Consider the following 16149-nt stretch of genomic DNA (forward strand, 5'->3'; position numbering starts at 1 on the left):
TGGAACGCGCATGACGATGCAGCGTCCCTCCTTGGTGACCTCCATCGGGCCGTCTCCGGTCCGTGGCTTCATGGCGGCCATCAGTTCCCCTCTCGTCGCGATGCGTCCGGCTGAAACTGCTGGACGCGTGCCTCCTATTATCGCCTATGGCGCGAACACCTTCGACCGCAGTCCCACAGGAGACCATCATGAGCGACCAGAACAGCCCCCCGGTGACGTACGAGGTGGCCGACGGCGTGGCCACCGTGACGTTCAATCGGCCCGACACCATGAACAGCCTGACCACCGATACCAAGGTCGCGCTGAGGGACGCGCTGCACCAGGCAGCCGCTGACAGCGAAGCTCGCTGCGTGGTGCTGACCGGCACTGGGCGGGCGTTTTGCGTCGGCCAAGACCTCAAGGAACACGTCGCTGGGCTGACGTCTGACGATCCGGGCCAGCTGTCCGACACGGTCCAGGAGCACTACAACCCGGCGGTCACCGCGATCGCGACCATGCCGAAGCCCGTGATCGCTGCGGTCAACGGCATCGCCGCAGGTGCCGGCGCATCTTTGGCTTTCGCCGCCGACTTCCGACTGCTGCGTCGCTCGGCAGGGTTCAACCTCGCCTTCGCAGGCATCGCACTGTCGTGTGACACCGGTGCATCGTGGACACTCCCCCGCCTCGTGGGCTTCGGTCGCGCCACCCAGCTCCTGCTGCAGCCTCGTACGATTCCCGCCGACGAAGCGATGGAGCTCGGCATGGCGACGACTGTCGTCGACGATGAAGCATTCGATGCCGAGGTTGCCGCACTGGCTCGCTCGCTCGCCGATGGGCCGACGCTGGCGTACGCGTCGATCAAGCGCTCGCTGGCGTTCTCGGCGACGAATGATCTGCCTGCCTCGCTGGACCAAGAGGCGCAGAAGATGGCGCTGACCGGTGCGTCCGAGGATCACCTCGCAGCGGTCAAGGCATTCCTCGCCAAGGAGAAGCCAACCTTCAGCGGTCGCTGACTGATCAGGCTGGGCGTTGGTGCTGCCGGAGCTGGTCCTCGGTCACCGACTGCTCCCACGCCACGACCTCGGCGCGGGCCTGGATCTCGGCGGCCTCGCTCGCCGCGAGCGCGTCATTGGCCTTCATCAGATCGCGACGAGCCGACTCGACGTCCGACTGAGCAGAACTGAGGTCAGCCGTCAGGGCGTTCACACGGGCACGCTCGGCTGACACACGCTCGCGAGTCTTGGCGAGGTCGATCTCGGCGGTGACCAAGGAGTCGCGAAGGTTCTCGATCTGCGCATCCTTGTGCCGGATGCGTGAAGCCATCTGCTCGGCGAACGCGGTGTTCTCCCGTGAGCGGGCAGCCGTCTGAAGCCGATTTTGGTTGGCGATCTCGGCTCGGTCCTTCGCCCAGTCGCGTCGCATCTGACCGAGATCGTTGGCGATGAGTCGCGCAGACACAAGACCTGCGCCGACGGCGTAGATCGTGGCACCGACGAGCACGGGGATCGTCGAGACGGCAATGGCGCCGGCCGCGAAGATCACCGCCGTGATGAGCAGCGCGGTCGCCGCGAGGACTCTGCGGGACCGTGCCGACTTGCGGGAGTTGCTCATGCTCCGATGGTAAGTATTTTCACCCGAATAGCCGGGAGCCACGCCTCAGCGAGCGACGCAGTCCTCGAGGTGGTCGTTGACCATGCCGGTGGCTTGCATCAGCGCATAGGCGGTGGTCGGCCCGAAGAATCGGAAACCCTTCTTCTTGAGCGCCTTGGCCATGGCGATCGACTCTGGGGTGGTTGCAGTGACCTCGGCGTACGACTTCGGCGCCGGGCGGGGAGGTGGGGAGAACGACCAGAGCAGATCAGTGAACGACTCATCGAGGCCAAGAAGCGTGCGAGCGTTGCTGATCGTCGCCTCGATCTTCATGCGATTGCGGACGATGCCAGCATCCTGCAGCAGTCGCTCGACGTCGGCGTCACCGAAGGTCGCAACGACCCCCGGATCGAAGTTGGCGAACGCCTCCCGGAACCCCTCGCGTTTGCGCAGGATGATCAGCCACGAGAGACCCGACTGGAATGCCTCGAGCGACATCCGCTCGAACAGCTCACGATCACCGCGAAGCTCCTTGCCCCACTCGGTGTCGTGATATTCGATCATCGCGGGATCGTCGCCCCACGGACAACGCACCACACCATCCGCTGCACTGGCTAGGGTCATGGGTGTGATCGTGCCACGCCCCCCGGACACTCTGAGGCTTGGTTCGCGCGCGTTCGGGCCGGGCGAGTTCGCGCTGATGGCGATCATCAATCGCACGCCGGACTCGTTCTACGACAACGGTGCGACCTTCGATCTGGAGCCCGCCCTCGCGCATCTGGCCAGGGCCGTCGCCGAGGGCGCTGACATCGTCGACGTCGGTGGCGTACGCGCTGGCTATGGCCCCGAGGTCGATGCGGCCGAGGAGCTTCGGCGAACGTCCGACTTCGTCGCTGAGGCGCGGTCGCGATTCCCTGACCTGATCATCAGCATCGACACCTGGCGCAGTGAGGTCGCCGACGAGTTGTGCAAGCTGGGCGCCGATCTCGTCAACGACACCTGGTCGGGCCACGACCCGGAGTTGGCGTCTGTCGCCGCCCAACACGGTGCAGGAATCGTCTGCAGTCACACCGGCGGAATCGGGCCTCGTACGGACCCGCACCGCGCTGCGTACGCGGATGTCGTCGCAGACGTCATCGACACCGTCACAGAACTGGCTGACAAGGCCGTAGCGGCCGGTGTACGAGCCGACGGCATCCTGATCGACCCGACGCACGACTTCGGCAAGAACACCCGCCACAGCCTCGAATTGACCCGCCGCCTCGACGAGCTCGTGGCAACCGGCTGGCCGGTGCTGGTGGCGCTGTCCAACAAGGACTTCGTGGGCGAAACTCTCGATCTCGACAAGGATCGACGCCTCCCCGGCACGTTGGCGGCCACTGCCGTGTCCGCATGGCACGGAGCGCGCGTCTTCCGCGCCCACAATGTCGCCGAGACGCGTCAGGTGCTCGACATGGTCGCGTCGATCAAGGGCGACCGGCCACCGGCGGTCGCCCGCCGCGGCCTTGCCTAGATGTCCTGGGCCACGAACCAGGCGACCGCTTCGTCGACGTCGTCGGTGATGTGCAGCATGTCGATGTCCTCAGCACTGACCTTGTAGTCCGTGAGCATCGTGTTGCGCAGCCAGTCGATCAGGCCGCCCCAGTACTCGGTGCCGAAGAGAACGATCGGGAACGACGTGATCTTGCCCGTCTGAGCCAGCGTCATCGCCTCGAACAGCTCGTCCATCGTGCCGAACCCACCCGGCATGACCACGTAGCCCTGCGCGTACTTCACGAACATCGTCTTGCGGACGAAGAAATAGCGGAAGTTGATGCCGAGGTCGACGTACTCGTTCATTCCCTGCTCGTGCGGGAGCTCGATGCCTAGACCGACGGAGACTCCGCCGCACTCACTCGCCCCCTTGTTGGCCGCCTCCATGACGCCGGGGCCGCCGCCCGTGATCACGGCGTAGCCCTCACCGCAAAGCTTCGCGGCAATCTGGCGGGCTGCTTCGTACATCGGATCTTCGGGTTTCGTACGCGCTGAGCCAAAGATGCTGACGGCGGGCCCAAGCTCGGCAAGTGCGCCGAAACCTTCGACGAACTCTGACTGGATGCGCAGCACACGCCATGGATCTGTGTGTACCCAATCAGTCGGTCCACGGGAGTCGAGAAGCCGCTGATCCGTCGTGCTGGACTGCACCTGGTCACCGCGGAGCCGGATCGGCCCCTTATGAGTTTCGCGTCGTTCAGTCATGGTTTGAGGCTATCGGTGTTGACCTCAAGTCGACGTGAGGTCGTACGTTCGTCAGTGGCTTGGTAGAGACTGAAGGTCGAACAATTGGAGAACTGCACATGAGCATGGATGCGACGGCATGGTCCGCGCTGCACCGCACGATGATGAACAGCCAGGGCTCGCACAAGGTGACCCGCGAGACGTTGCGGCGCATCGCCTCGTTCGCGGTCCCGCACAAGCGCATGCTGGTGCTGTTCCTGATCATGAGCGTCGTCACGGCGGTGCTCGCGGTGGCGACACCCGTACTGGCCGGTCAGGTCGTCAACGCGATCGTTGATGGCGACCCACGCAGCACGGTCTTCAGGCTCGCCGGACTGATCGCCCTGATCGCCCTCGCTGATGCTGGATTCGGCATCTTCACCCGTTGGCTGTCGGCCAACATCGGCGAAGGCTTGATCCTCGATCTGCGCACCAAGGTGTTCGATCACGTGCAGCGGATGCCGGTCGCCTTCTTCACCCGTACGCGTACCGGCGCGCTCGTCAGCCGGCTCAACAACGATGTGCTCGGCGCGCAACGTGCCTTCAGCGACACCCTTTCGGGCGTCGTCAGCAACCTCGTGACCCTGACTCTTGCCCTCGTCGTCATGCTGAGCATCTCGTGGCAGATCACCCTCGTTGCGCTGATCCTGCTGCCAGTGTTCGTCATTCCCGCCCGCCGCATGGGCAGTCGATTGGCGGCGATGCGGCGCGAGGCCGCCGACTACAACGCCACGATGAGCACCCGGATGACCGAGCGCTTCTCGGCCCCCGGCGCCACGCTGGTCAAGCTCTACGGCCGCCCCGAGCAGGAGTCGATCGAGTTCGCCGCCCGAGCCCGTCGCGTACGCGACATCGGCGTGAAGTCGGCGATGCTGCAGTCGATCTTCGTCACCGCATTGACCACGGTCTCGGCTCTCGCTCTGGCCGTCGTCTACGGACTCGGCGGCTTCTATGCGCTCCGCGGCTCGCTCGATCCCGGCGATGTCGTGGCCATGGCTCTCCTGCTCACCCGGCTCTACGCGCCACTGACCGCTCTGGCCAGCGCACGCGTCGAGGTCATGAGCGCTGTCGTCAGCTTTGAGCGGGTGTTCGAGGTTCTCGACCTCAAGCCGCTGATCGCCGAGAAGCCGGATGCAACGGACCTGCCGAGCGGACCGGTGACCGTTGAGTTCGATGACGTCACGTTTGCCTACCCATCGGCCGACAAGGTCTCGCTCGCATCGCTCGAGGAGGTCGCTCAGCTCGACAGCCGGGGCGGCGTGGACGTGCTCCACAACGTGTCATTCACCGTCCAGCCCGGTCAGCTCGTCGCTCTGGTCGGTACGTCAGGTGCTGGCAAGTCGACGATCGCGAGTCTCGTGCCGCGCCTGTACGACGTCGACAGCGGAGCGATCCGCCTCAACGGTGTCGACGTACGCGATCTGACGCTGTCATCGATTCGGCGCACCCTCGGCATGGCGACCCAGGACGGTCACCTGTTCCACGAGTCCGTACGCTCCAACCTCCTCCTCTCGCGTCCCGAGGCAACCGAGGACGAGCTCTGGGCCGCGCTGCACGACGCGCGGCTCGACGACCTCATCCGCTCATTGTCCGACGGGCTCGACACAGTCGTCGGCGAGCGCGGCTACCGCCTGTCCGGTGGAGAGCGTCAGCGCCTGACGATCGCCAGGTTGCTGCTGGCGCGCCCGCAGCTGGTGATCCTCGACGAGGCAACCGCTCACCTCGACTCGACCTCAGAGGCCGCGGTGCAGGAAGCGCTCTCCGCAGCGCTGACTGGCCGCACATCGCTCGTCATCGCACACCGGCTGTCGACCGTACGAGCGGCCGACCTCATCCTCGTCGTCGAGGACGGCCGGATCGTTGAGCGGGGCAATCACACCGAGCTGCTCGCGCAAGGTGGGCGCTATGAAGAGCTCTATCGCACGCAGTTCGATCAAGGACCGATCGCAGAACCGGTCTAGACCCCGCGATTTGTGACGCTGAAGGCGCTATCGCGCCTCCGTTGCGCCGTGGGTGTCACAAATCGCGGATGGTCTATGGCCTCAGCCAAGCCGACATCGTCTGGTGAACGCGGCGGAGCTGCTCGACAGGGACGTGCTCGTCCGCCTTGTGCGCAAATATCGGATCGCCGGGGCCGTAGTTGATCGCGGGTATGCCGAGCACGGTGAACTGCGCGACATCGGTCCAGCCGAACTTCGGCTTGACCTCGCCGCCAACCGTCGCGGCAAATGCCGCAGTGGCGGGCTGGGTGAGTCCCGGCAGCGCGCCCGGCGCTGAGTCGGTCAGCATCAACCCAAAGCCTTCAAAGACCTCCTGAAGGTGGCGGTGCGCCTCCTCCTCGGTGCGGTCAGGCGCAAAACGGAAGTTGACCGAGACGACGGCTTCGTCGGGCACGACATTGCCGGCGACTCCCCCGCTGATGCCGACTGCGTTCAGGCCCTCTCGATAGGTCAACCCGTCGATCTCGACCTCACGAGGTACGTAGGTCATGAGCCGATCGAGCACCGGCGAGAGCGCATGGATCGCATTCGACCCCATCCACGAGCGAGCCGAGTGAGCCCGTTCACCAGTTGTCCGGATGTCGGCACGCATGGTGCCTTGGCAACCCGCCTCGATACCGGCGGCGGTCGGCTCCATCAGGATCGCGAGATCGCCGGCAAGGAGATCGGGCCGCGTACGCGCGAGCTTGCCGAGACCGTTGAACTCCGCAGCGATCTCCTCGCCGTCGTAGAACACATAGGTGACGTCGCGCACCGGCTCAGCGATGTGCGCTGCGAGCAGCAGAGCGACCGCGACTCCGCCCTTCATGTCGCAGCTCCCGAGCCCGTGCAGGATGTCGCCTTCGAGGCGCGACGGGAAGTTGCCATTGGCAGGCACGGTGTCGAGGTGACCTGCAATCACGACTCGTTCGGCTCGGCCCAGGTCGGTGCGGGCGACGATCGTATGGCCCACACGCTCGATCTTGAGATGTGCAGCCGAGGTGAGTGCAGCCTCGACGTCATCGGCAATCTGCTTCTCGTCGAGGCTCTCCGAAGCGATGTCGACCAGGGCAGCGGTCAGGGTGACGACGTCAGTGTTCAGGTCGAGGGGCACAGGTTCATTCCATCACGCTCGATCGACAAGGCGTGCGATCAGCGGTCGAAGACGCAGAACTCGTTGCCCTCGGGATCGGCCATGATCGTCCAGCTGATCTCGTTGTCAGGAGCTCGGAGCACCGAGGCTCCCTTCGCCACGAGGTCATCCACCGTGACTCCATCGTTGAGGGTGACGTCCCAGTGGATGCGGTTCTTGACGGTCTTTGGCTCGGGCACGGTGGCGAACGAGAATCCTTCGAACGGCACGCCGGGCACTTTGTCGATCCAGGAGAATCCCTGCTTGTCGTGGCCGAGGTTGCCGCCCATCACGTCAGCCCACCAGGCAGTGATCTTCTGGTGGTCAACCGCATCGACGCAGACTTCGTAGAAGAGGTAGGCGTCGACTTCATCGCGCACGAAGACGCAGAACTCGCCGCCCTCGGGATCGAGGAACACGGTCCAGGGGAACTCACCGTCCTTGGACTGCTGCTCCAGCACCGAGAACGGTTCGAGCGACGCGGCGTTGACGTCGATGTGCACGCGTTGCTTGACGCTCAATGCCTCCGGGACGAGGTTGATCCACACCGTCTTGGACGGGTCATCCCCCTTGAGCACAGCATCACCGTCGGCGAGCACCTCGCTGGTGAGCCCGAGCGTACGAGCCCAGAATCCCTCCATCGCGGCGACGTCGCAGGCGTCGATGCAGAGGTCTTTGTAGGTCACGAGTGCCATACGTTCAGCCTGCCACGCACCTCGGACGTACGCGAGAGCTGCGCTAACGCTTCTGCGCCTCGCGGATCACAGCGTCGATCTCCTGTGTCGCGAACCACGCCAGGTCGCCCGTGCCGTCGAGATCGACGTGAAACGACGCGATGTCCTCGAGCGTGACGTCATCGGTGCCGTCCACATCCGCTGCCGCGACGACGGACCCGTGCTGGGCTGCTTCCTCAAGGGCCGCGAGCTCGTCCTCTTCGTCCTCGCTCTCAGCCCTGAACGCTGGGGCGCTGATGCGCTCGCCTGCAGCGAGCCGCTCCAGCAGCTCGGCGTCGACTGCTAAATAGATCCGCATGGCTAGGGTGTGCCTCTCAATTGGTGGTCGAGCGGGGCGCGTGGCATCCGCGCTCGGCTGGCAAGGCAGAGGAGGGAGGCGGTCCGGGGTTGACCGTCGACCGACGATAACGCCGCCAGGCGGGATGCGGGGCCGCGCGAGCCGACCATCGAATTGGGAGGCACACCCTAGGCCTTGGTGGGACGCTGTCGGCCACGCGGCGCATGGGTGCTCCGCTTGTCGACCGTCTCGACGAGCTCAAGCACTGCGTCCTCGATGCATTGCGCGAGTACGTCGACGTCGGGCACCGCATCGCGATCGCCGACGATGCCGAAGAACACCTTGTTCGTGTAGGAGGTGACGCCGATGGCCACCGCGCGGCTGCCACTCAACGGAATGCAGGGATAGACCTCGGTGATCGCCTCACCCGCCATGTACACGGGATCCTGAGGTCCTGGCACATTCGTGATGACGATCTGGTGGCCGCGTCCTTCTTCGGACGCAGCGACGCGCGAACCAACAGCGTGGAAGGTCGAGGTGGCGAAGCCCGGAAGGTTGGCCAGCTTGTTGGCCGCGACAGCGGAACCAGTCTCGCGGTGGTCCTTCAACGCGTACGAGACCTGGTGCAGCCGTACGACCGGGTTGGTCTCGCCGACCGGCAGGGACAGCAAATGACCGCGCACCTTGGAGCCGAGCGACGTCGGGAGTCCGTCATCCGACACGACTGACATAGGCACCATGGCCCTGAAGCGCGTCTTGGCGGTGACAGGCTCGGCGCGAGTCAGCATCCAGCCACGGATGCCGCCGGTGATCGCCGCAAGGATCACGTCGTTGACGGTGCCGCCGTGGGCATCACGAACCTTGCGGAAATCATCGAGGTCAGCGGCCAGCGACGAGAAGCGACGATGACGCGACAACTCGGTCGACAGGACACTGTGTGGCGCCTGGGCTTCTGAGCCAGGAAGCAGTCGGGACAAGCGGCCCAGAGCCACCTCGGCGACGCGGATGGCCTCACGAGGATTCCTGACGGTCTGGTTGAGGGTGCCAGCGAACAGGGCAGCCGAGGTCGGCTGCGAGCGCGGATTCCAGTCCTCGTGCGGGATGTCGCGTTCTTTGGCGGTCTCCTCGAGCAGGACCTGCGCCAGGTCAACCGTCTCCGAGCCATCGACCAGCGCCTGGTGCGCCTTGAACAACAAGGCGACCCGATCCCCTGCCAGACCCTCGATCAGGTAGAGCTCCCACAACGGTCGGTCCAGATCGAGGCGTCGGGCGATCAGCCTTCCGACGAGCTCGTCGAGGGCTTCTTTGGAGCCGGGACGTGGAAGCGCCGACCGGCGTACGTGCATCGAGATGTCGAAGTTCTCGTCGTCGAGCCACACGGGTGCACCGATGCCGACGCCGCGCGGAACCTGGCGATAGCGAGGGACCAGGTCGATGCGTTCGTTGATGACATGGATCAGCCGGTCGTAGTCGAGACCGCTCTTGCCGGGCTCCAGGATGGCGAGAGAGGCGATCTGCCGGGGAACGGTAGGGCTGTCCTGCGCCAGAAACATCGCATCCAGCGGGCTCAACCGTTGCATGGCTCTCCTGACAGAAACGACGACGCGACCTGCAGAGAAGTTACCACCGGCGCACTGTCAGGAGGTTGAGACTGTGCTGCGACTCACGAGCTGCTTGGCCAGCACTTCGATACGTGCTACGAACGGTGACGCCGGAGACGTGTCGCGCGGCGATCGTCCCGACATCAGAGCCGCATCAATAGCCGACTGATCGAACGGCAGGAATGACGCCGTGGCCAGTCCAGTGAGACGGCGCAACGTCGCGTCGACGTCACGCTCCTTCCATCCCAGCGTCGGCCTCATCATGTTGATGACCACGATCGGCGGGTTGGCGCCGCGGCGCACATCGGCCAGGTCATGAACGCCGCGCACGAGACGCGCCAGTCCGACTGGGTCCGCCCTTCCCACCGCGACCACTTGATCGGCCTGCTCCAGTGCCTGAAGCGTCGCTTGGTTGCGAGCAGTCGAACCGTGCGCCGGTTCGAGACTGAATCCACAGTCGACTATGACAAGCTCAGCAGTCATTCGGAGCTGACGCAGCACCAGCTCCAGGGCGCCAGAGCGGACCTGAGGCCACATGTCAGCACGGGGCAGCCCGGTGAGCAGCCGCAGCTGCGGACCGATGGCGAGGAGGTGATCGCCAACCTGACCGGCATGACCGTTGTTGGCGGCACGGCACGCGGCCATGAGTCCACTCACGTCATCCAGCACGGCCAACATCTGCGCCAATGACCCGCCATACGTGTCGCCGTCCACGAGAACCGTGTCGACGCCCTTGGCAGCGGCCGCAGCAGCGACTCCCAGAGCCACGGAGCTGCGGCCAGGCGCACCCGCCGGTCCCCACACGGCGACGATCGAGCCCCTGTCCTCGGCGCGCTGATCGACGGGCTCAACGGTGTCACGGATGAGGACGTCCAGCGCGCCCAGCGCGACTCGGCGGGCGATTCCGAGACCGCTGCACCGGTCATCATCTGCTTCGACGGCTGCCACGCGAACACCCGATCTCTCGAGCCGATGTACGGAGTCCGCGTCGAGCCCGGTCAGCTCCGTGTGCACGAGCGCGGCACGTGCAATGTCCATGTCCGCAATCGCGAGGAGATCGGCAACGTCGACGCAGCGGCGTACGAGTCTGAGGTTGCTCGACCCTTCGATCTCACTGATGGCTGCCGTCTCCCAAGGGGCGCCGCCTGCCGCGAGAACGACATCCATCACGAGACTCGTACGAGGGTCACGTGACCTGAGGCGACAGTGCCGATAACCGAGCCTTCGAGCTGGGTGTCGGCCACATCGACGAGCACGGTCTGCGCGAGCGATCCGCCGAGCGAGGCGGACTCATCACCCGTCTCGACAATGCGTACGGCTTCCAGAACCCGTACGGCCTTGTCTTCGGGCTCGTCACCCGGCCCAGGCCCCACCCACACATCGACCAGATCACCACGAGCGAGATCGGCCGGCGACGCGCCGGCAACAACGCTCAACGGGAGCTGGCTGCGTCCGAGCTTCGACTTGGGGAGAAGCGAGGCGCGTTCGACCAGCGAGCCCGCCGTCCCGCGCTCACCCCATTGGAGGGCGTCGAGCGGTTCCGGGAACTCCTCGTCCGCTCGTACATAGTTGGCCGAGACCTTGGATGACAGATGCACGCGGACGGCGACGAGGTCGGCGGCTCTCACGGAATCCCCCGGCGCCACCGCTCGATCGAGCGCCCAGTAGCGCACCGTGTCGTCCGCCGCCGCGACCAGACGAGCACCCAGGATCGTGGATCCCAGCACCAGCAGCACGCCGATCAGCAGCCGCGGATCCCGCCACGGTCGGTGGTGCAATCGCGACGCCATTGCACTCTTTGTCTGCCCCGAATCATCAGGCCCCCGCCAGATCATAGGGATTGTTCTACCGAATCCCACGCGGGTTAGTCCAGACCCCACCGACCTTGTCCACAGGGCTGATGGGCCAGCGCGACGCTGACACCACGACGTGGGAAACTGAGGCCATGCCGCCCCTCACCCCGAGGTTCCTCACGCTGGCAGACGTCGCTGAGGTTCTCAATGTCACGGTGCGCCAGGTCTACGCGCTGGTGCGGTCAGGCGACCTTCGCGGCATCCAGATCGGAGGCCGTGGTCAGTGGCGTATCGAGGCTGTCGAGCTCGAGGACTACATCTCTCGCCAGTATGCGCGCGCCGACAATCTCGACCACGCCGACGACGTCACGTCCGACCGCTGACAACTGCCACTGCGCCAAAGGTCACGGTCTGACTGCGGCCTGACTCCTGGCGAATCCGTACGAAGTCGGCACCGACCACATCGATGAACCCGTCGATGGTCGACCCAGTGATCATCTGCAATTGCAGATGATCTCCTTCAGTACGCAACGCGCGAAACACGTGACCCCAGCCCAAAGCCGATGACACAGTCGACGAGGGTTCGGCCCGTCGCTCAGACGAAATGATCGCTGCGACGGCTTTCGAGCTGATGACGTGCTCCGCTCGACCGCTGCGCAGCTGAACGACCTGCTCATTAGCCAGCACGCACTCACCTTCGATACGACCGACACCAATCACGTCGACGACGACAGCTCCGCCCAGCAACGACCTCCATGATGTCTCGGCCCACTCTCCATCGCGCAGCTCTTCGACCAGGGCATCGCGTTCCTGCATCTCGAGATCACCGACCTGAGCCTCGAGTTCGTGGAAGAGCCGTTCCCATCGCATGTGCGGACGCTATCTCAGCCCGAGCTCTGGTTCACATCCCTCGAAACCCAGGGTTGACAACCGACTCCAAACGGTCTTGTCTGATGTCAAACGTTATCAAACGTAGTCAAAGGACATTCGGGGATGTTTCTTTCGCGCAGTGGATGGGTGCTTGCAGCATTGGCCGCGGCCAGCGTGTGGCTGATCGCGCCCGACCTCGGCGCGACCTTCGTGGTGGCGACCGGACGGGACTTTCCTCAGGCCTTGCTCGCGATTGCGTCTCTGGTCCAGCTCGCCGTGGCGTGCTGGGTGCTCTTCGTCATCTGCGTCAGTCGCTCCTCTTCGCGATTGGCCCGGGCGTTGACCCCAGCACTGATGCGCCGCGCATTGTTCGCGGGCGCGGCAGGAGCACTCGCCCTAACACCAGTGCACGCCGAGCGCGTGAACTCGCCGGCTCGCCACCAGCTCGATGGCCTTCGCCTTCCCGATCGCCCTGTCACGTCAGGTGCGACCAGCTCGTCGATCGTCGTCAGACCCGGCGACACGCTGTGGGCGATTGCCGCTCGGTCGCTCCCTCCCGGCGCCACAGATTCCGAGATCGCCTCCGCCTGTGCTCGCTGGTATGCCACCAACCGCGCTGTCATCGGCGCCGACCCAGACCTGATCCACCCGCAACAGCGCCTCACTCCACCTTCAAAGACTCCACCTTCAAAGGACGTGCCATGAAGTCAGCCACCGCCTTGTCAGTTCCCATCGTTCGGCCGTCCTTCACCGGCGTCGTCGAGCCGTCTCCGGGTCAGATACCGCTGCCATTCCCCGGGATGACGTCGGTGCTTCCCGCACCCGTCGAGCGCGGCGATGCCAAGCCGTTGCGTGACCGCTCGGCACGGTTCATGCAGGCACTCGTCGAGGTGCTGTCGGGTGAACGTCCCGTACGCCAGATGGGGCCGTGGATGGCGCCACACGTGTACGAGCAGCTCAGCACCCGGCTGGCCGCCCACGCCCGTACGCCGAGGCGGCCAACAGCAGCGCGCGGTGCCCGGATCGTCTCAGTACACGTTGCGATGGTGCATGACGAAGCGGCCGAGATCGCCGGACGCATGGTGCATCGCGGTCGCTCGCGCGCCCTCGCCGTCCGCTTGGAACTGCAAACGACTCATCGAGGCGACCGCGTATGGCGGTGCACAGCACTCGTCTGGGCTTGATCTCGATACGATCGCTCGTCCTTCACGATCACTCGATCACCCGCGTTGGGTGCACATCTAGCGATTGTTTTTGCGGCTCTTTCGCTGCTGCTTGGCCTTCTGGCGAGCCTTGGCCTTGGCGTTCGCCTGACGGCGAGCCTCGGCTTCCGGAGTCTCAGTTGATGCGGAGGCCGACTCACCACGTACCTCGGCTTCGCCGTCTTCGCTCGGAGCCGAGTAGGACAGCGCCTGCTGCTTCTTCTCGCCACCCAGTCCCTTGGCGGTCAGCTGCGGCTCAGACTCTTCAGCCGCTTCGACCTGGACGTCCAGGTTGAACAGGAAGCCCACCGACTCCTCGGCAATGCCTTCCATCATGGCGTTGAACAGGTCGTAGCCCTCGCGCTGGTACTCGACCAGCGGATCGCGCTGCGAGTAGGCGCGCAGACCAATGCCCTCACGCAGGTAGTCCATCTCGTAGAGATGCTCACGCCACTTGCGGTCGAGCACGCTCAGCACGACGCGGCGTTCGAGCTCACGCATGACTTCTTCGCCAAGCTCGCTCTCGCGCTTCTCGTACGCCGACAGCGCATCAGCACCGATGACCTCCTTGAGGCCCTCACGCGACAACGCCTCACGGCCACCAGCCTCGGACTCGACGCCCTCGATCGTGACGCTGACCGGGTAGAGCGTTCCGAGAGCGGTCCAGAGCTGGTCCAGCTCCCATTCCTCGGGGAATCCTTCGGTGGCACCGTCGATGTAGGCGCCGGTGACTTCGCCGATCATCGAGCGGACCCACTCGTTCATGTCCTGGCCCTCGAGCACCTCGCGACGCTCGGTGTAGATGACCTCACGCTGACGGCTCATGACGTCGTCGTACTTGAGGATGTTCTTGCGAGTCTCGAAGTTCTGCGCCTCGACCTGACCCTGCGCCGATGCGATCGCGCCCGTGACGCGCTTGTCCTCGATCGGCTGGTCATCGGGGATCTTCATCTTCTGGAGCACCCAGTTGACCCAGTCCGACTTGAACAGTCGCATCAGGTCGTCCTCGAGCGACAGATAGAAGCGCGTCTCGCCCGGGTCACCCTGGCGGCCAGAACGTCCGCGCAGCTGGTTGTCGATGCGACGCGACTCGTGACGCTCCGTGCCGATCACGGCGAGGCCGCCGGCAGCGGTCACTTCGTCGTGCTCAGAGGCAACCTGCGCCTCGACCTTCTTGAGCTCGGCGGGCCAAGCGGCTTCGTACGCCTCAGAGTCCTCGAGCGGGTCGAGACCCTTGGCACGCAGTGCTGCATCCGCAAGGAACTCGACGCTGCCGCCGAGCATGATGTCGGTACCGCGGCCCGCCATGTTGGTGGCGACCGTGACTGCACCCTTGTGACCAGCCATCGCGACGATCGCGGCTTCGCGATCGTGCTGCTTGGCGTTGAGCACCTCGTGCGGGACACCGCGCTTCTTGAGCTGCTTGGAGAGGCGTTCGCTCTTGGCGACGCTGGTCGTACCAACGAGGATCGGCTGGCCGTTCCCGTGACGCGTGACAATGTCCTCGACGACGGCGTCGAACTTCGCCTGCTCAGTGCGATAGACGAGGTCGGGCTGGTCGACACGACCGACGGGACGGTTGGTCGGGATCGGGACGACGCCGAGCTTGTAGATCTTGTCGAACTCCGAAGCCTCGGTGAGTGCCGTACCGGTCATGCCGCCGAGCTTGGCGTAGAGACGGAAGTAGTTCTGCAGCGTGATCGTGGCGAGGGTCTGGTACTCCTCACGGATGCGCACGCCCTCCTTGGCCTCGATCGCCTGGTGCAGACCCTCGTTGTAGCGGCGGCCGTCGAGGATGCGTCCAGTGTGCTCGTCGACGATCAGGACCTCGCCCTCGATGACGACATAGTCCTTGTCGTTCTTGAAGAGCTCCTTGGCCTTGATCGCGTTGTTGAGGAAGCCGATCAGCGGCGTGTTGACTGAGTCGTAGAGGTTGTCGATGCCGAGCTGGTCCTCGACCCGGTCGATGCCCTCCTCGGTCACGGCGATCGTGCGCTTCTTCTCGTCGACCTCGTAGTGCTCGTCGAGCTTCATCGCGCCGACGATGCGGGCGAACTCGCCGTACCACTTGACCTCGTCCTCGGTCGGGCCCGAGATGATCAACGGCGTACGAGCCTCGTCGATCAGGATCGAGTCGACCTCGTCGACAATCGCGAAGTTGTGGCCGCGCTGGACACAGTCGGCAATGTTGTCGGCCATGTTGTCGCGGAGGTAGTCGAACCCGAACTCGTTGTTGGTTCCGTAGGTGATGTCGGCAGCGTATGACTCGCGACGCTCGTTGGGGCTCATGCTCGGCAGAATCTGGCCGACCGAGAGACCCAAGAAGTGGTGCACTCGACCCATCCACTCGGCGTGGTACTTGGCGAGGTAGTCGTTGACTGTGACGACGTGGACACCCTTGCCCTCGAGCGCGTTGAGGTAGGCCGGCAGGGTCGAGACGAGGGTCTTGCCCTCACCGGTCTTCATCTCGGCAATGTTGCCCAGGTGCAGCGCGGCGCCACCCATGATCTGTACGTCGAAGTGACGCTGGCCGAGCACGCGCCAGGCAGCCTCACGTACGGTCGCGAACGCCTCAGGCATCAGGTCGTCGATGGACTCGCCATCGGCCAACCGGCCCTTGAACTCGTCGGTCATACCGCGCAGCTCGTCATCGCTCATGGCCTTGAACTCGTCCTCGAGCGCATTCACCTGCTTGGCAATCGCCTCGAGCTGCTTGAGGATCTTGCCTTCGCCCAT

At 64.8% G+C, this 16149-nt stretch carries 18 protein-coding genes; 6 read left to right on the forward strand and 12 right to left on the reverse strand.

Going from position 1 to position 16149, the window contains the following annotated elements; genetic code table 11:
• A partial coding sequence (locus tag V6M39_RS17660; protein WP_332645149.1) for a DUF3117 domain-containing protein occupies window positions 1-81 on the reverse strand: 81 nt, incomplete at its 3' end.
• A gap of 107 nt (window positions 82-188) precedes the next feature.
• Between V6M39_RS17660 and V6M39_RS17665 the strand changes: the two genes are divergently transcribed.
• Window positions 189-992, forward strand: a complete 804-nt coding sequence (locus V6M39_RS17665; RefSeq protein WP_332645133.1) for an enoyl-CoA hydratase-related protein — start codon at window positions 189-191, stop codon at window positions 990-992.
• Window positions 993-996: 4 nt separating this feature from the next.
• Here V6M39_RS17665 and V6M39_RS17670 read toward each other — a convergent pair whose 3' ends face one another.
• Window positions 997-1590 (reverse strand): hypothetical protein, encoded by a 594-nt coding sequence (locus V6M39_RS17670; protein WP_332645134.1) that lies wholly within the window; start codon window positions 1588-1590, stop codon window positions 997-999.
• 45 nt (window positions 1591-1635) lie between these two features.
• The gene (locus V6M39_RS17675) at window positions 1636-2193 is read right to left on the reverse strand and encodes a DNA-3-methyladenine glycosylase I (RefSeq protein ID WP_332645135.1); all 558 of its coding nucleotides are present in this window, start codon (window positions 2191-2193) and stop codon (window positions 1636-1638) included.
• 10 nt (window positions 2194-2203) lie between these two features.
• On the opposite strand from V6M39_RS17675, the gene folP reads away from it, so the two are divergent.
• The gene (gene folP, locus V6M39_RS17680; protein WP_332645136.1) at window positions 2204-3082 is read left to right on the forward strand and encodes a dihydropteroate synthase; all 879 of its coding nucleotides are present in this window, start codon (window positions 2204-2206) and stop codon (window positions 3080-3082) included.
• On the opposite strand, the gene V6M39_RS17685 is transcribed toward folP, so the two are convergent.
• Window positions 3079-3807: a TIGR00730 family Rossman fold protein gene (locus tag V6M39_RS17685; RefSeq protein WP_332645137.1), complete on the reverse strand. Its 729-nt coding sequence runs from the start codon at window positions 3805-3807 to the stop codon at window positions 3079-3081. The genes folP and V6M39_RS17685 overlap by 4 nt on opposite strands.
• Before the next feature lie 98 nt (window positions 3808-3905).
• Here V6M39_RS17685 and V6M39_RS17690 point away from each other — a divergent pair, with 98 nt between their 5' ends.
• A complete protein-coding gene (locus V6M39_RS17690) occupies window positions 3906-5786 on the forward strand; it encodes an ABC transporter ATP-binding protein (RefSeq protein WP_332645138.1) in 1881 nt (626 codons plus the stop codon).
• A gap of 73 nt (window positions 5787-5859) precedes the next feature.
• Here the strand turns inward: V6M39_RS17690 and dapE are convergent, their stop codons facing one another.
• The 6 genes from dapE to V6M39_RS17720 all read right to left on the reverse strand — a co-directional run bounded on the left by dapE (window position 5860) and on the right by V6M39_RS17720 (window position 11338).
• The gene (gene dapE, locus V6M39_RS17695) at window positions 5860-6918 is read right to left on the reverse strand and encodes a succinyl-diaminopimelate desuccinylase (protein ID WP_332645139.1); all 1059 of its coding nucleotides are present in this window, start codon (window positions 6916-6918) and stop codon (window positions 5860-5862) included.
• A 38-nt stretch (window positions 6919-6956) separates the two neighbouring features.
• Complete coding sequence (locus V6M39_RS17700) at window positions 6957-7631, reverse strand: VOC family protein (RefSeq protein ID WP_332645140.1); 675 nt, start codon at window positions 7629-7631, stop codon at window positions 6957-6959.
• Window positions 7632-7674: 43 nt separating this feature from the next.
• The gene (locus V6M39_RS17705) at window positions 7675-7968 is read right to left on the reverse strand and encodes a hypothetical protein (RefSeq protein ID WP_332645141.1); all 294 of its coding nucleotides are present in this window, start codon (window positions 7966-7968) and stop codon (window positions 7675-7677) included.
• Between the two features lie 167 nt (window positions 7969-8135).
• The gene (locus V6M39_RS17710) at window positions 8136-9527 is read right to left on the reverse strand and encodes a wax ester/triacylglycerol synthase family O-acyltransferase (RefSeq protein WP_332645142.1); all 1392 of its coding nucleotides are present in this window, start codon (window positions 9525-9527) and stop codon (window positions 8136-8138) included.
• 57 nt (window positions 9528-9584) lie between these two features.
• The gene (locus tag V6M39_RS17715; RefSeq protein ID WP_332645143.1) at window positions 9585-10715 is read right to left on the reverse strand and encodes an AAA family ATPase; all 1131 of its coding nucleotides are present in this window, start codon (window positions 10713-10715) and stop codon (window positions 9585-9587) included.
• Entirely contained in the window at window positions 10715-11338 is a 624-nt protein-coding gene (locus tag V6M39_RS17720; protein WP_332645144.1) for a hypothetical protein, read from the reverse strand. The genes V6M39_RS17715 and V6M39_RS17720 overlap by 1 nt, the downstream gene beginning before the upstream one ends.
• Window positions 11339-11448: 110 nt before the next feature.
• Between V6M39_RS17720 and V6M39_RS17725 the strand changes: the two genes are divergently transcribed.
• Entirely contained in the window at window positions 11449-11724 is a 276-nt protein-coding gene (locus V6M39_RS17725) for a helix-turn-helix domain-containing protein (protein WP_442880838.1), read from the forward strand.
• Here V6M39_RS17725 and V6M39_RS17730 read toward each other — a convergent pair.
• Window positions 11708-12211, reverse strand: a complete 504-nt coding sequence (locus tag V6M39_RS17730; RefSeq protein WP_332645145.1) for a hypothetical protein — start codon at window positions 12209-12211, stop codon at window positions 11708-11710. The two genes, V6M39_RS17725 and V6M39_RS17730, sit on opposite strands and share 17 nt — an antisense overlap.
• Before the next feature lie 123 nt (window positions 12212-12334).
• Here V6M39_RS17730 and V6M39_RS17735 point away from each other — a divergent pair, with 123 nt between their 5' ends.
• A complete protein-coding gene (locus V6M39_RS17735) occupies window positions 12335-12916 on the forward strand; it encodes a LysM peptidoglycan-binding domain-containing protein (RefSeq protein WP_332645146.1) in 582 nt (193 codons plus the stop codon).
• Window positions 12913-13395 (forward strand): Rv3235 family protein, encoded by a 483-nt coding sequence (locus V6M39_RS17740; protein WP_332645147.1) that lies wholly within the window; start codon window positions 12913-12915, stop codon window positions 13393-13395. Before V6M39_RS17735 ends, V6M39_RS17740 begins: the two co-directional genes overlap by 4 nt.
• Window positions 13396-13452: 57 nt before the next feature.
• Here V6M39_RS17740 and secA read toward each other — a convergent pair whose 3' ends face one another.
• A complete protein-coding gene (gene secA, locus V6M39_RS17745) occupies window positions 13453-16149 on the reverse strand; it encodes a preprotein translocase subunit SecA (RefSeq protein ID WP_332645148.1) in 2697 nt (898 codons plus the stop codon).

Origin of the sequence: Aeromicrobium sp. (assembly GCF_036675695.1) — a bacterium.
Lineage (GTDB): Bacteria > Actinomycetota > Actinomycetes > Propionibacteriales > Nocardioidaceae > Aeromicrobium.

Excerpts from the sequence above, each read along its gene's own strand:
- V6M39_RS17710 (WP_332645142.1), bottom strand. The coding sequence starts at position 9,527 with ATGCAACGGTTGAGCCCGCTGGATGCGATGTTTCTGGCGCAGGACAGC.
- secA (WP_332645148.1), bottom strand. The coding sequence starts at position 16,149 with ATGGGCGAAGGCAAGATCCTCAAGCAGCTCGAGGCGATTGCCAAGCAG.
- V6M39_RS17665 (WP_332645133.1), top strand. The coding sequence starts at position 189 with ATGAGCGACCAGAACAGCCCCCCGGTGACGTACGAGGTGGCCGACGGC.
- V6M39_RS17725 (WP_442880838.1), top strand. The coding sequence starts at position 11,449 with ATGGGCCAGCGCGACGCTGACACCACGACGTGGGAAACTGAGGCCATG.
- V6M39_RS17730 (WP_332645145.1), bottom strand. The coding sequence starts at position 12,211 with ATGCGATGGGAACGGCTCTTCCACGAACTCGAGGCTCAGGTCGGTGAT.
- V6M39_RS17670 (WP_332645134.1), bottom strand. The coding sequence starts at position 1,590 with ATGAGCAACTCCCGCAAGTCGGCACGGTCCCGCAGAGTCCTCGCGGCG.
- V6M39_RS17735 (WP_332645146.1), top strand. The coding sequence starts at position 12,335 with ATGTTTCTTTCGCGCAGTGGATGGGTGCTTGCAGCATTGGCCGCGGCC.
- V6M39_RS17700 (WP_332645140.1), bottom strand. The coding sequence starts at position 7,631 with ATGGCACTCGTGACCTACAAAGACCTCTGCATCGACGCCTGCGACGTC.
- V6M39_RS17715 (WP_332645143.1), bottom strand. The coding sequence starts at position 10,715 with ATGGATGTCGTTCTCGCGGCAGGCGGCGCCCCTTGGGAGACGGCAGCC.
- V6M39_RS17705 (WP_332645141.1), bottom strand. The coding sequence starts at position 7,968 with ATGCGGATCTATTTAGCAGTCGACGCCGAGCTGCTGGAGCGGCTCGCT.
- V6M39_RS17740 (WP_332645147.1), top strand. The coding sequence starts at position 12,913 with ATGAAGTCAGCCACCGCCTTGTCAGTTCCCATCGTTCGGCCGTCCTTC.
- V6M39_RS17675 (WP_332645135.1), bottom strand. The coding sequence starts at position 2,193 with ATGACCCTAGCCAGTGCAGCGGATGGTGTGGTGCGTTGTCCGTGGGGC.
- V6M39_RS17720 (WP_332645144.1), bottom strand. The coding sequence starts at position 11,338 with ATGGCGTCGCGATTGCACCACCGACCGTGGCGGGATCCGCGGCTGCTG.
- V6M39_RS17685 (WP_332645137.1), bottom strand. The coding sequence starts at position 3,807 with ATGACTGAACGACGCGAAACTCATAAGGGGCCGATCCGGCTCCGCGGT.
- V6M39_RS17690 (WP_332645138.1), top strand. The coding sequence starts at position 3,906 with ATGAGCATGGATGCGACGGCATGGTCCGCGCTGCACCGCACGATGATG.